Source organism: Bacillus sonorensis NBRC 101234 = KCTC 13918, from assembly GCF_001592005.1.
GTDB lineage: Bacteria > Bacillota > Bacilli > Bacillales > Bacillaceae > Bacillus > Bacillus sonorensis.
On record NZ_BCVZ01000004.1, the window covers coordinates 277923 to 294142 of the forward strand.

Consider the following 16220-nt stretch of genomic DNA (forward strand, 5'->3'; position numbering starts at 1 on the left):
AACAGGATGCCTTTTTCCTTAAATCCTTACAGTCTTATTGACGATGTCATGAATCAGTTTGGCGTTTCGCGCGAGAATGTCTGGGTGGGTTTTAGAAATCATCTGCATATGTTCTCCAGCCCCTTGTACGACTGTAAACGCCTTTGCCGTCGCTTTTTCCCACAGCATGATGTTGTCAACGTTCTGTTTTTTCACTGACTTGATGTAGCTGATACTGCCGTCAATTGTGCCGGATGTCAACGTATTGTGCACATATACGTAAGACTTTGTGATTAATTCCACTAAATAGTCGCTCATTAATTTTTCTAAATCTTTATATTTCTCAAGCTCAAACGTTTTATAGATCTCCTTCTTGTATTCCTCCTCTGTGTACTGGTGTTTCTCCGCTTCTGTACGGTATTTTGAGTCAATGATGATCAGATCTTCAACCTCATATCCCCGCCGGTTCAATTCTTTTGCAACATCAAACGCCAGCACGCCTCCTGACGAATATCCGATTAACGTATATGGCCCTTCTCCTTGAATATTGGTCATGATGTCGGCATATTTTTCAATCCGATTTTCAGATTGAATAAAGTTGAAGCTGTATACCGAATACTGATCCAGATGTTTGGCCAGGCCCATATAGGCGATGCCCATCGAAGCCGCCGGCGGAAAACAAAACAATTTTTTGCCGTCTTTCGCCGCACTGCTCAGCTGGATGCAGTCATCTGTGTAGTCTTTTAACAAATCTTGCGCGTGCTGCAGGAAGCCTGCCAGCTGGTGAATGGTCGACTTGGAAAAAATGTCCTTAAACGGGACTCTAAAGCCGAGCTTAGTATACAGTCTTGACACAAATGACATGATGTTCAGGGAGTTTGCCCCGATATCAAATAAGTTTGCGTTCACACTGATCGGTTTGATACTCAAGATGTCTTCCCAAATGGCGGCTATTTTCGCCTCTAGCTCATTGCCTGGGGGCTCGTATTCCGCTTTTGCTGCCGCCTTTACATCCGGCTCGGGAAGTGCCTTCACGTCTACTTTTCCATTTGGCGTAAGCGGCAATTCATCAAGCGTTACCACATAGGACGGCACCATATAGTCCGGAAGCTCTTTTGACAAAAACCCTTTTATTTCCGCCTGGTTGATTTCATTCTCTGTTTCTAAAACGACGTATGCACAAAGGTACTGATTGTTGTTGCGGTCTGTTTTTGCGGCTACTGCCGTTTCTTTAATATCCGTATGTTTTAATAATTGATTCTCTATTTCGCCAAGCTCGATGCGATACCCCCGAATCTTCACCTGGTGGTCGATCCTTCCCAGAAACTCAATATTCCCATCCGGCTTCATCTTTGCCAGGTCTCCTGTTCGGTACATTCTTTCACCAGGTGAGAACGGATTTGGCAGAAATCTTTCTGCCGTCAGCTTCGGCTTGTTCAGATAGCCTTTCGCCACTCCATCTCCGCTAATATACAGTTCACCGGCAATTCCGACCGGCTGCACTTCTTTCCGATCGTCCAAAATGTAAAGCTGGACATTGTGGGCCGGTTTGCCGATAGGAACGGATACATGGCGATCCCGGTCGGCCTTATATTGATAAATCATGCAGCCGACAACCGTTTCTGTCGGTCCGTATTCATTGTAAATATCAAGCTTGTATTGGAACCTTTCAGAAATGTCTTTGGCCAATTCGGATTTTAAATCTTCTCCGCCTACGATCAGCCGTTTTATGCTTGATGTGCGGCCATCGATGTCTCTGACAAGGCTTAAATGCGACGGCGTTAATTTGACAATCCCGGCTTTATTGTCCTTAAACACTGTTCTGATAATCGGTTCGCCATCTTCGCCATGCTGATAGACAATCACTTTATTGCCTGAGATGAGAGGCGTGAAGATGGATGTCACCGTCAGATCAAACGCAACTGATGAGTAGAGGGCAAAATCGAGCGCTTCGCCCCGGACATAGACCTGGTCTGCCCATGTAATATAATTCACCAATCCTCTTTGCCTGATCATCGTCCCTTTCGGTTTGCCCGTCGAGCCTGATGTGTAGATGATATAAGCGAGACTGTCAGGATCGCTGACCGGTTCCAGGCGATCAGCCGGATAGCCGCTGAAGTCGCCGTCCAAATATACGGCATCCTGGTGATGTCCGCTGCGGCTCTTATCCAAAAGGATGATGCCCGCTCCGCTGTCTTCAAGCATATAATTGATTCGATCCTCCGGATAATCAGGGTCAATTGGCAAATAGGCACCGCCGGCCTTCAAAATCCCCATGATGCCGACCATCATGCCAATTGAGCGTTCCGCCATAATGGCGACAATCGTATCTGATCCTACCCCTTTTTCTCTGAGATGTCTTGCAAGCTGATTTGATTTTTCATCAAGTTCCCGGTATGTCAGCTTATCATTGCCAAACACAACCGCTGCATGTTCAGGGGTTCTCTCGGCTTGTTCTTCAAATAACTGATGGATGGTCTTATCTTTCGGATAGTCCGCCTTTGTATCATTCAGCTCGTACAAGAGCAGATTTCTTTCTTCATCCGAAAGGATCCTGATGTCGTCTACTGCGCGGTCTTCATTCTTCACAACCTGTTCCGTCACATGCTGCAGGTGTCCTTTCACATTGTGTATGATTTGATCATGATACACATTTCCGTCATACGTGAATTTAATAACTAACCGGTCGCCTGGAACTGCCACAATATTAAATCCGTAATTGGTTTGCTCTTCAGCATCGATTTCTTCAAAGACAAATTCCGGACCTTGTTTGCCGTCAGACTCAAAGGCGCTTTGATCAATTGCATAATTCTCGAAAATCATCACATGGTCGAGCAGATCTCTTTTTAATTCACTGAGCGACTGCACTTCCGACAAGTTCATGTAATTGTATTTGCCGCTTTCTAAAGCGTCTTCCTGCACTTTCTTTAACATGTCCCTAAAGCTTTTATTTTTTTCAAGCCTGATTCTAGTCGGTATGGTGTTGATGAAAAGTCCGACCATTTTCTCTATCCCGGCTACATGTGCATCCCGGCCCGAGACGACGGTTCCGAATACCACATCTTTCGTGTTGTTGTATCTTGCCAGCAAAATACCCCAAATGCTTTGCAATACTGTGTGGAGGGTTACGCTGTTTCGATTGGCAAGCTCTGTAAGCCGGCGGGTCAACTCTGTTGAGAATTCAACCACCGCTTCTTTTCTTTGATACCCGCCACGACCGGATTGGCTGCCCAATACCGACATTGGCGATTTTTCGGCAAAACCCGATAAATAGTTTTTCCAATACGCTTTTGCGGCTTCTTTATCCTGTTCGCCGAGCCATCTAATATAATCGCTGTACGGTCTTGCCTCTTGCAGCTGAGGCAGTCGGCCGGCTGCTTTCTTGTTGTAGATATGGAACAGCTCCCCCAAAATGATTCCCCGGCACCAGCCATCGAGGAGAATGTGGTGGTTTGTCCATATGAATGTATAGCTGTCCTCTGAGGTTCTGATCAGCGCCGCTCTGATCAGTGCTTCTTTGCTTAAATGAAAACCTTTTTCCCTGTCTGCCTTGAGATACTTTTGAATCGCCTGCTCGCGTTCGCCAGGACTTTGATGTCTGACATCAAGATACAGCAGGTGAATCTTTCTGTCCTTGATGATCACATTTCTTGGTTCATCCGTTATGTCATATTCAAGCGAAGCCCTTAGGATTTCATGTCTGTTCATGATGTCATTAAAGCTTTCTTCAAACAATCTTTCATCAATATATCCTTTCATGTTTATTGACATTTGTTCAAAATACGCTTTGGACTCCTTGTCTTCGAGCGCATGGAACAGCATGCCCCTTTGCATGTTTGCGAGCGGATATATTTTTTCGATTTCCATTCCCTTATATTTCTGCTTGATTTCCTCGAGCTGATATAAGGTGATGTCCTTGTCTCCGTAATCAGACGGCGTTTTTTCTGCCGCTTCTTTAGATAAGCAGTGAGAGATGACGGTTTTAAGGGCTTCTTTATATGTCTCTGTAAAGGTTCTGACAATGTCTTCATTGTATGCTTTCGTATTGTATGTCGTTTGAATGGTTAACCGCCCATTAAATACGATGGCATTGATTTCGATCGGATGCTCTCTAATGATGCCGCGTCCGATCGATTCTCCCGGCGACAGCCGCGACGAAGAAAATTCTTCATTATCGATGTCTTCATCGAGCTGTCCCAAATAATTAAACAAAATTGGAGATTTGCCATCCTTTATGATGTCTGCGTCTTTTGCTACATATTTTAATATCCCGTAGCCTATTCCTTTGTTCGGTATTTTTCTCAAATGCTCTTTGACCATTTTTATATTTTGGGAGATGTCTTTTTCTTCTCCCAAATCGATGAATACCGGGTATTTAGACGTAAACCACCCTATCGTCCGGCTGACATCGATACCGTCCATCATCTGTTCTCTTCCGTGCCCTTCCATGGTGATCCTCAGCTTGTTTTGACCTGTCAATTCCCTTGCGGCCACAAAGAGCCCTGTGATCAAAATATCATTGATTTCCGTATGATAAGCCTGGTTTGTTTCTCTTAACAGCTGTCTTGTTTCCTCTTCTCCGAGTTCCGCGCTTACGGTTTCGCTGTCATCATATTTGAATATGCCGATGTCTTCTTTCATTTCTAAAAATGGTATGTGTTCACGTAAAGCCTGGCGCCAGTAATCCTTTTCCTTCTGCAGTTTCCCGGTTTTTGAATAGTCCAGTAATTTCTGCGCATATTCCTGATAGGAGGCCGTTTTTGGATAGAGCTCTACTTCTCTTCCGTTTAATAATTGACTGTACCCAAGCGCTAAGTCTTCGAATAAGATTCTCCAGGAAATGCCGTCAATCACCAGATGATGGATCGCGATCAAAAGGTGGTCCCCTTCATTCGTTTTAAATATCGCCGCTTTCACCAGCGGACCATTTTTGATATCAATGCTTTGCTGGAGCGCCGTTGCCAATTGATGAACCTTTTGACGCTGTTCTTTTTCACGGGAGACATCATATACAAATAAATCAAACTGATGGTTGTCCGGCTCTTGGTTATACTGGATAACCGTTCCGTTTTCTTCTTTAAATACCATCCGCAGGGCATCGTGGTGCCTTACTAGTTTTTCAAATAGATGTCTGATCAGGTCCTCGTTAAAGCCGCTTTTTCTATACAGCATGACCGCATGATTGTAATGGTTTCTGCTTTGTTTGTTCTGTGCGAAGAATTCCTGCTGAATAGGCGTTAACAGAACCTCTCCCTGTACCGTTTCATATGATGCTGTTTTGTTTGATTCGGCTTTCGCATATTTGCTCAAAAACTTGATTTCCGGGTTGGCAAATAAATCCTTCATGTCGAGCGCAATGCCTTCCCTTGATAATCTTGATATAATCTGCAGCGCTTTGATGGAGTCTCCCCCTGCGGCAAAGAAGTTATGTGTGATCCCTATATTGTCAACACCCAGGACTTCCTTCCACACCATGACAAGCTTTTCTTCCATATCGTTCCGCGGTGCCTCATATGCAGCCTCCGCTGCGATTTCCGGTTCAGGCAATGCGGCTGCATCGACTTTTCCGTTGGCTGTCAGCGGCATGCTTTCAACCTGGACCACATAGGACGGAATCATGTATTCAGGGAGCTCATCCTTCAGATGCGTTCTGATGTCCCGGAAAGTCACTTTCGCTTCTGCTACCACATATGCACAAAGCTGTCTGCCGCCATCCTTATCTTCTCTGACAGCGATCAGGGCTTCCCTTATATGTTCATGTTTTAATAGCCTGTTTTTGATTTCTTCCGTTTCTATTCTGTAGCCTCTTATCTTCACTTGGCTGTCCATCCGCCCTGAAAGCTCGATGCTTCCATCGCTTAATCTTCTGGCGAGATCTCCTGTCCGGTACATTCTCTGATTTTGTTCAAAAGGATGTCTGACGAATTTTTCAGCCGTCAAATCAGGTCTGTTGATATAGCCGTCTGTCACCCCGTCTCCAGCAATACACAATTCTCCGAATACACCTTCCGGAACGGGCTTCATGTGTTGGTCCAATACATATACCTTTGTATGATGGATCGGAGTGCCGATAACCGGACATTCTTTGAAAGAATGAAGGCTGTCTGCATCGATTACTTGAAAAACAGAGCCGATTGTCGTTTCGGTAGGTCCGTAATGGTTCATAATCAGATGATCCGGATATTGCTTGAAAAACGCTTCTATATCTCTTGTGTTGATCATCTCTCCGCCCAACACGACCAATCGGAGTTTTTCACAGGCCTTTTCAGCGGAAAAATACGGATCATGGACTAAAATGTGAAATAGCGACGGCGTCAGCTTCATATAGGTGATTCCATTTTCTTTTATATACTTCAAGGCTTGCTGTGCATTTGTATAGCGTTCTTTTCTAACAATATGAAGCTCGCTTCCGCTCAACAGGGATGAAAATATGCTTGTATAGCCTAAATCAAACGCGTAAGAAGACACAAGCATTGCTTTATCGTATTCTTTCAGATTCGCTTCCTTTATAAACCAGGCTGTATAGTTCACCACATTATGATGTCTGACCAGAACCCCTTTCGGTTTTCCGGTGGAGCCTGACGTGTAAATGATGTATGCGTGCTTTTCGGCTGCGCTGCATGCCGGCAGGTTTGTGGCATCATTTGTATAGATGGCGCCGTCATCAATATTGACGACCTCTCCGTCAAATTGGATGTTTTCTATGACAGAGCCCTTCACCAGCAAGATGGATGCCCCGCTGTCTTTTAGAATATCGTTTGTTCTTTTGACAAGCTGCTCCGCATCGACCGGTACATATGCGGATCCGGCTTTAAGCACCGCCATGATGGCAACGACCATGTCAAGCGACGGTTCAACCATAATTGCAACGGCGGTGTCTCCGCCTGCCCCTTTTTCCCTCAGCAGTCGCGCCAATTGATTTGATTTTTCGTTCAGTTCCCTGTACGTCAGCTTTCTCTCCTCAAACACCACTGCCGTTTTGTCCGGCGTTTTATCAGCCTGTTTCTCAAACAGCCCATGAACCGTCCGATCCTTTGGATAGTCGGCTTGTTTCCCCTGGTGCTTAAAGAGAAGCGTACTGATTTCTTCTTTTGACAACATATTGACTTCGTTTAATTGAATGTCCGGGCGGTTTGTTACTTCCTTCAAAATATTGACAAAGTGCCCTGCCATCCTTTCAATCGTTGTCCTCTTAAATAGTTTTGTGCAGTAATTGAGGACGCATTGTACGCCATCATCTGTTTCAGCAGCTGTGAGCGTCAAATCAAATTTTGATACCCGCATGTCCGTTTGAAGCGGTTTAAATGTTAAGCCTTGAATGTCAAATTCACCACTGTCAAAGTTTTGCAGAACGAGCATTGTATCAAACAGCGCATTTCTGCTCATGTCCCGTCTCAGATCCAGTTTTTCAACCAGTTCGTCAAATTGATAGTCCTGATTTTCATATGCTTTCAGCGCCGTTTCTTTCACCTGTTTTATATAATCGGTAAATGTCATGTCGCCTTTTGGATAATTCCTCATCGCAAGCGTGTTGATAAACATTCCGATGACATGTTTCAAATCGCTGTGGTGTCTTCCCGCAATCGGGGAGCCAACGACGATATCCTCTTGACCCGTATATTTTGAAAGCAGCGTTGTGTAGCCTGCTAACAGCAGCATATACATCGTAGCGCCATTGTCTTTTGCCAGCTTCTTCAGCTTGGCCGACGTTTCGCCGTCTATTTCAAATTGAAAGACATCCCCTTCAAAATGGCGTTTTTGCGGCCTCTTATAATCCGTCGGCAAGTTCAGAACCGGCACTTCATCTTGAAAGACATTCAGCCAGTAGTCTTCCTGCCGCTTTATCTCTTCCTTCTGATAAAATTGTTTTTGCCATTCTGAAAAATCTTTGTACTGAATCGCAAGCGGCGGCAATTGTTTCCCCTCATATAACTCGGCCAGATCTTTCGTCAAAACGGTCAAAGACACGCCATCAGAAATAATATGATGCATATCGAACATCATCATATGTTCATCATCACTTACTTTTAATACTTCCGCTCTTAAAAGCGGCGCTTTTTCCAGATCAAACGGCCTGATGAACGATTTGATTCTTTCTTCGATGCGCTCTGTTCCCAAATGGCCGTATTTCAGTTTAAAATCGATTTCATTTTCGATTTTCTGCACTGGTTCCCCTTCAACCATCAATATCGACGTCCTCAAAGCCGCGTGCCGTTGAATCAATTGCTGAAAAGCCGCTTCAAACCGCTGCACATCAAAATGGCCTTCAATTTTCATCACGAAAGGCATATTGTAGGCAATGCCGTCGCCTTCGATTTGATTGAGGATATACAGCCTTCTTTGCGCCGATGACAAAGTGTAATACTCTTTTTCATCCGCTTTTTTGATGGAGGCATAAGGACTTTCTTTTGCTGATTTGATCAATTCGGCCAGATCTTTGATTGTCGGGGTTTCGAATATTTGCCTTAACGGGATTTCAACCTTTAGTTCTTTATGCATTTTGGCAGCTAAAGCCGCGGCTTTGAGAGAATGACCGCCCGCCTCGAAGAAATTGTGGCTGATTCCGATGTTATCGATTCCCAAAACGTCCTGCCAAAGCGAGACAAGCTTTTCTTCCACTGCATTCCGCGGCGCTTCATACTCCGTTGCGGAGCTGACATAGCCGGCCGGTTCCGGAAGCGCCTTTCTGTCTATTTTTCCATTTGCCGTAAGCGGCAGCCGGTCAAGTGTTACAAAGTATGGCGGAACCATGTAATCCGGAAGTTCTTTCAACAAACCTTTTCTGATGTCTGCTGTTGCGACTGCCTTTTCTGATGCGATATACGCACAAAGGTATTTGCCGCCGTCCTGATCTTCTCTCGCAATGACCGCCGCTGCCTGAATCTGTTCATGCTTCAGCAATTGGTTTTCGATTTCCCCAAGTTCGATTCTGTATCCGCGTATCTTGACTTGGTGGTCGATTCTTCCTAAATATTCGATATTCCCGTCCGGCAGAAATCTTGCGAGATCTCCCGTACGATACATGTTTTCTCCCGGAACAAACGGGTTTGAAACAAATTTATCAGCGGTAAGGCGGGGGTTGTTTATATATCCGCGAGCAAGGCCTTCCCCGCTTAAACAAAGTTCCCCTGGAGTTCCGATCGGCACTAACCTCTGTTCGCCATCAAGGATATACACCTTGTGATTGCTGATCGGTCTGCCGATCAGAACCTTTTGGTCACCCGGCCGCAATTCCCTCCATGTCGAACAAACGCTGTTTTCCGTCGGTCCGTATTCATTAAATAATTGAACGTCTGGAAGTTTATCAAAATGCTGCTGTAAAAGATGGTCATTACAGCTTTCACCCGCGATCGTGACAAATCTCAAGTTCTCTAAAGGATGGTCGATCGTATTTAACAAAGTTTGATAAAAGCTTGGGACAGCGAGCAAATTTGTCACTTGATGTGCTCGAATCGTGCTGATGATGTCACTGGCGTTCACTTTCAAATCTTTGATTAAAACCAGCTTCGCTCCCGACAGGAGCGTGGTGAAAATATCTTCGACTGAGCTGTCAAATGCAAAGGACGGCACTTGCAGCGTTGCATCGGCTGGAGTGTATCGATACGATTGTTTTCTCCAGCACAGCGTATTTACAATCGATTGGTGATTGACCATGACACCTTTTGGTTTGCCGGTCGAACCTGATGTATAGATGACATAGGCCATATCAGAAGAGTTGCCGAAATGCGGCAGATTGTCTGTGCATCTGCCTTCTGTAAGCCCTTGTTTGCCCATATCAATACAGGTGAGATCGACGTTTATTTGTCTGCCTGTCTTTTTCAGCAATATGTCTATTCCGCTGTTTTCGAGCATATATTTGATCCGGTCTTCGGGATACTCTGGATCGATTGGCAAGTAGGCTCCACCGGACTTCAGCACCGCCATGATGCCGATGATCATCTCTGCTGACCGTTCTGCCATTACGCCGACGATCTTGTTAGGCGTTACGCCCAGTTCCCTTAACAGCCCCGCGAGCTGATTGGACCTCTCATTCAGTTCTCTGTAAGTGAGCTTCTCTTCTTCAAACACGACGGCAATTTGTTCAGGCGTCCGTTTCGCCTGTTCTTCAAACAATTGATGAATCGTGCTGTCTTTTGGATAATCAGCAGCAGTATCGTTGAAATCATATAATACCGTTCTTTTTTCTTGTTCCGAAAGTATGTCTATTTCGCTTATTTTCCTGTTTTCATTTGCCGCCACTTGCTCAACGGCTCTTTTGATATGGTTTTCGATATTGTTGATGATTTCCGCGTCATAGACATTGCCGTCATATGTTAAAACAAGTGTCAGCCTTTCGCCCGGAGTGGCTGACATGCTAAAGCTGTAGTTGCTTTGTTCTGCCGCGCTTATCCCTTTCACTTGAAAACCTGTCTCCATTTGGTTTTGTTCCAAAAGCTGATCCTCAACTTCATAATTCTCAAACACAAGAATATGATCGATCAGATCTTTTTTTAAGCCGCTTAAAGCCTGAACTTCAGCAAGATTCATATAATTGTAGCGATTGCTTTCGATCGCTTCCGCCTGCACCGTTTTAAGGACGTCGTTCATTCCTTTGCTTTGATCAAATTTGATTCTGGTCGGAATGGTATTGATAAACAGCCCGATCATGTCTTCTATGCCGTCTACTTTTGCTTCCCTTCCCGAAACGACTGTTCCAAACACAACATCTTCTATATTGTTGTATTTTGCTAAAACAAGTCCCCAAATGGTCTGCAGCACCGTATGAACGGTTACGCTGTTGCCGCTGGCCACTTGTTTGATTTGATTGGTAAGCTGTTTTGAAAAGCTGATAACTTTTTCTTGCCTGTCATACCGGCTGCCGTTTTTACCGTTCTTTAATTTAGGGATTTGCGCCTGTTCTTCATAGCCTTGCAAATATTTATGCCAATATTGGCGGGCTTCATCTTTGTCCTGCTTTTCCAGCCACTTGATATAATCGCTGTACGGCTTTGGTTCTTTTAATCGATGCGCTTCTCCTTTCACGATGTTTTCATAGATGGCGAACAGCTCGCCCATGATAATGCCGAGGCACCAGCCATCCAATAAGATATGATGATGGCTCCATACCAATTGATAGGATTGGCCGTCCGTTTTGATCAAATAAACCCTCATTAGCGTATCTTCGCTTATATCAAAGCCTTTTTCCCGATCTTCATTGATATATCGTTCGATTAATCTATCCTTTTGAGCCGGACTGTTCTTTGCGATATCGTAATAGTAGAAATCTATTTTCCGATTTTCAATAATGATTTGTCTCGGCTCCTCAACGACTTCGTATTCAAATGATGCCCTCAAGATTTCGTGCCTTTTGACGATCTCATTGAAGCTTTTCTCCAGTATGTCCGGATCAACATATCCTTCAAGATGCATGATCGTTTGCTGAAAATATGCGTTTGACGTTTGATCCTCGATGGCATGAAACAGCATTCCCTTTTGCATATTGGCCAGCGGATAGATTTTTTCAATGTTGGCGTCTTTGTATTTGCCTTTTATTTGTTCAAGTTCGTCTAAACTGATGTTTGTATCTCCGTAGTCAAACGGCGTTCTTTCGCTTTCCGTCCGGCTTAGGCAATGGCTGACGATGTTTTCGAGGTTTTCTTTATATGCTTCATTCAGGTGCCTGATCGTTTCTTTTGCGTATTCCCATTCATTAAAGGTTGTATGAATCACCAGCTCATGATTGATGACGATGGAATTGATTTCGATTGAATGGCTCCTGGCGATTTTTCCGCCGATGCTTTCGCCTTCAGAAAAATCCGATCCGGAAAATTCGCCCCGGTTCATGTCGGCATCGATTTCGCCTAAATAGTTGAATGAAATCTGCGGCTTTTCTTCATGGATCAGCTCAGGGTCATCTGCTAAATATTTTAAGATTCCATAGCCTATTCCTTTATTCGGTATTTTTCTCAACGTCTCTTTGACCATTTTGATGTTCCGGGATATGTCCGTCTCTTCACCCAAGTCTATCAGCACCGGGTACATCGTCGTAAACCAGCCCACCGTTCTGCTGATATCAACGCCTTCCAGAATGTCTTCGCGGCCGTGGCCTTCCATCATCACCTTCAGTTTGTTTTCTCCGGTGATGTCCCTGACTCCGGCTAATAACGCCGTTAATAAAATATCGTTGATTTCCGTGTGGTAGGCTCTGTTTGTTTTTTTCAGCAGAGCCGCGGTCGTCTCTTTGTCTAGTGTGATGCTGAATGTCGTGCTGTTTTCAAATGCGTCTCTTGTTAATGTTTGCTGCTGAGGAATGGATCGGACCTCCGCTTTTGCAATATCTCGCCAATACTCTGCCTCATTCAATAATTTGCGGTTTGCGGCATACGCCTTTAATTGTCGGGCAAATTCCTGATAGGAATCTGTTTTGTATCCAATGTCGAGCGTTTCACCTTTTAATGCCTGACTGTATAATGTTTCAAAGTCTTCGAACAGGATTCTCCACGATACCCCGTCAACGACAAGGTGATGGATTACAATGAGAAGATGGTCGCCCTCGTCTGATTGAAAGATGCCGAGATTGACCAATTTCCCGTCTTTAATGGACGATTTCTTTTGAATGCCGGTCGCCAGTTCATAGACTCTTTCCGCTTTGTTTTCTATGCCTTTCAGGTTATGAACATATAAATCGAAAAGGTTGGCCTGATAGCCCCTGTTCAATTGAATGATTTCTCCGGCTTTTTCTTTGTAGATCATCCTCAGTGCATCGTGGTGCTCCAATATTTTATTGAAGGCTTTTCTTACGCAGTTTACGTTAAAGCCGTCTTTTCTAAAGAGGACAAATGACTGGTTAAAGTGGTCAAGCTCCTCTTTGTTTTTCGTGAAATACCATTTTTGGATCGGTGTTAATTCTGTTTCTCCTTCAACCATGTCATAAGCTTTTTTCTGCTTGCTTTCTTTTTTGACATATTTGCTGAGATCCTTAATTTTAGGGTTGGCAAACAAATCCTTTATCTCAAGCTTCAGATTCAGCCTTGAAAGCCTTGATACAATTTGCAGCGCCTTAATCGAATCTCCTCCTGACGCAAAGAAATGGTGGCTGATGCCGATATCTCCTGCGCCGAGCACATCCCGCCATATTTCCACAAGTGCCGCCTCTATATCAGTTCGCGGCGCTTCGTATTCCGCTCCTGTGCCGATGCTCATGTCAGGTTCAGGCAATGCTTTTCGATCAACTTTATCATTTGACGTCAGCGGCAGCTTATCAAGTTTGACAACATACGCCGGAATCATGTAATGAGGAAGCTCTTTTTCCAGCCACTCACTCACCTCTGTTGCCGTCAATTGTTTTTGAGAAACGATATAAGCGCATAAATAATCGTTATTGTCTTTGCCCGTTCTTGCTATGACTGCTGCTTCTTCTATATTGTCATGCTTGAGCAATTGATTTTCGATTTCACCAAGTTCAATCCGGTAGCCGCGAATTTTCACCTGATGATCGATCCTCCCTAAAAATTCGAGATTTCCGTCAGGCAGCCATCTGGCCAGATCCCCTGTCCGGTAAAGTCGCTCCCCTGGCACGAATGGATGCGGTATAAACTTTTCGGCTGTCAGTTCCGGTTTATTTAAATATCCGCGGGCCAGACTGATTCCGCCGACGCAAACCTCTCCAACAATGCCTGTCGCGACAGGCTGCACGTTTTGATCCATAATGTATATGTTTGTATTTGCAATCGGACTGCCGATATGAGGGCGCCCGGTTCCTCTGTATACCCCCGCAGTTGCACAAACCGTCGTTTCCGTTGGTCCATAAGCATTGATAAACATCCGTTTGCCGGACCATCTGGTTGCAAGTTCTTCACTGCACGCAGAACCTGCGGATACGATGACTTTGAGATGATCCAATTGAGATTCATCCAAAACATTGAGAACCGTCGGAGGCAAAGTCGCATGAGTGATCTCATGATGGCGCAAAAAGCTTGTTAACGCCTGTCCCGGCATCATATCCTCTTGGCGGCCCAGAACCAAAGCGGCCCCGGCTGCAAGCGCTGAAAATATTTCAAATGCTGATGCATCAAATGAAAGGGAAGCAAATTGAATCACTCTGCTGTCCGTCTTGAGTTGCATCAGATCAATGACTGCATGAACGAGATTGCACAATCCTTTTTGTTCGATTAATACACCCTTCGGTTTTCCCGTAGAACCTGAAGTATAGATGATGTATGCCAGATCCCCGGCGTGAGGAAAATGAGGCAAACGATCCGTATTCCGCCTCACGATCTGGTTGTCGCGGATGTCGATTTTCATAATAGCGGCATCTTTTATCAAAGTCCGTTCTTTCATGAGCGCATCTTGCGTCAGGAGAATCTTCGTTTGACTGTCTTCAAGGATATATTTGATCCTGTCTTCCGGATATGCCGGATCCAGCGGCAAATATGCGGCACCGGCCTTCAAGATTCCCAGGATTCCGATGATCATCTCAGGAGAGCGCTCCACCATGATGCCAACTGCTGTGTTCGGTTCCACACCTTTTTCTCTTAAAAATCCCGCTAATTGATTTGACCTTTCATCTAATTCCCGGTAAGTCAGCTTTTGATCTTCGAATACGAGCGCTGTATGGTCCGGTATTCTTGCAGCCCGTTCCGCAAACAGCTGACATATTGTTTTGTCTTTTGGATAATCTGTCTTTGTATCATTAAACTGATAAAACAGCATGTTCCTTTCATCCTCTGACATGATCTCGATTTGACTGAGCTGAATGTCAGGATGACTGGAAATCTCGTTTAGCACGCGGACAAAATGCTCGGACATTCTTTCAATCGTCTCTTTTTTAAAGAGCTTCGTGCAATATTCCAAATCAAACTCTATGCCGGAGTTTTTTTCTACAGCCGATAATGTGAAATCAAATTTTGAAATATGAATGTCGCTTTCATATGTTTCAAACGTCAATCCTTTTATATCAGCATCCGCATGATCAAGATTTTGCAGGACGAACATCGTATCAAACAGCGGATTTCTGCTCATGTCTCTATTGAGATCAAGCTGTTCAACAAGGTCATCAAATTGATAATCTTGATGTTCATACGCTTTCAGCGCAGTTTCTTTTACCTCTTTTATATATTCAGCAAATGTCTTTTCGCCTTTCGGATATGTTCTCATGGCAAGCGTATTGACAAACATCCCGATGACATGCTTCAAATCATGGTGCTGTCTTCCTTGAATCGGCGATCCGACGATCACATCGTCTTGTCCTGTGTATTTTGATAGCAATACCGTATACGCCGCCAGAAGAAGCATGTACATGGTCACGCCGTTTTCTTTGGCGGTGCGATTGAGATTCTTCGCCAATTCGCTGTCAATTTTAAAACCGATTCTGTCGCCTTCCACACTTTGGATTTGCGGTCTCGGGAAGTCTGTCGGCATATTGAGAACCGGGATGTCTTCTTTAAAGACATTCAGCCAATATTGTTTTTGTTTTTGGATCTCATCTTTTTGATAAAACTCTTTTTGCCATTCAGAATAATCTTTATATTGAATGTTGAGCGGCGGCAGTTCTTTTCCTTCGTACAGATCGCAAATTTCTTTTGTTAAAACGCCCATAGAAGCACCGTCTGAAACGATATGGTGCATATCAAACATGATGACATGCTCTTTTTCAGCAATCTTTGCCACTTCGGCTCTAAAAAGCGGCGCTTTTTCTAAATCAAATGGTCTGACAAACTCTTTAATTTTTTGTGAAATGCTTTTGGATCCCAACTCGCTGTATTCGAGCTGAAAATCAATTTCTTTTTCAATCTTTTGGACAGGCCCTCCATCCGCTATGATGAAGGAAGTTCTAAATGCTTCGTGTCTTTCCGTTATTTTTTTCAGCGCATTCTCAAAGCGGCGTTTATCAAAGTCGCCCTTTACTTTCATTGTAAACGGTATGTTATAAGACAAGCCGCTGCCTTCGATTTGATTGAGAATATATAATCTTTTTTGGGCAGATGAAAGGTGATAATATTCTTTTTCTTCGACTTGTTTGATCGAAGAATAAACGCTTTCTTTCGTTGATTGAATATATTCTCCGAGTCCTTTGATTGTAGGCGTTTTGAAGATTTGTCTTAAAGGAACTTCCGTCTTCAGCTCCTTCCGGATTTTAGATGCCATCGCCGCCGCTTTGAGAGAATGGCCTCCCATGTCAAAGAAATGATCATTCATTCCGATCCTCTCGACGTCTAAAATATCCCGCCATATCGATGCCAGCTTTTCTTCCGTCTTATTCC

1 protein-coding gene is annotated in these 16220 nt (G+C 44.3%); it reads right to left on the bottom strand.

What is annotated here, in order from left to right; translation table 11 throughout:
* Positions 1 to 18 precede the first annotated feature (18 nt).
* Positions 19 to 16220 (bottom strand): non-ribosomal peptide synthetase (locus BTR1S_RS08400; RefSeq protein ID WP_061781672.1); only part of this gene is annotated, 16202 nt, incomplete at its 5' end.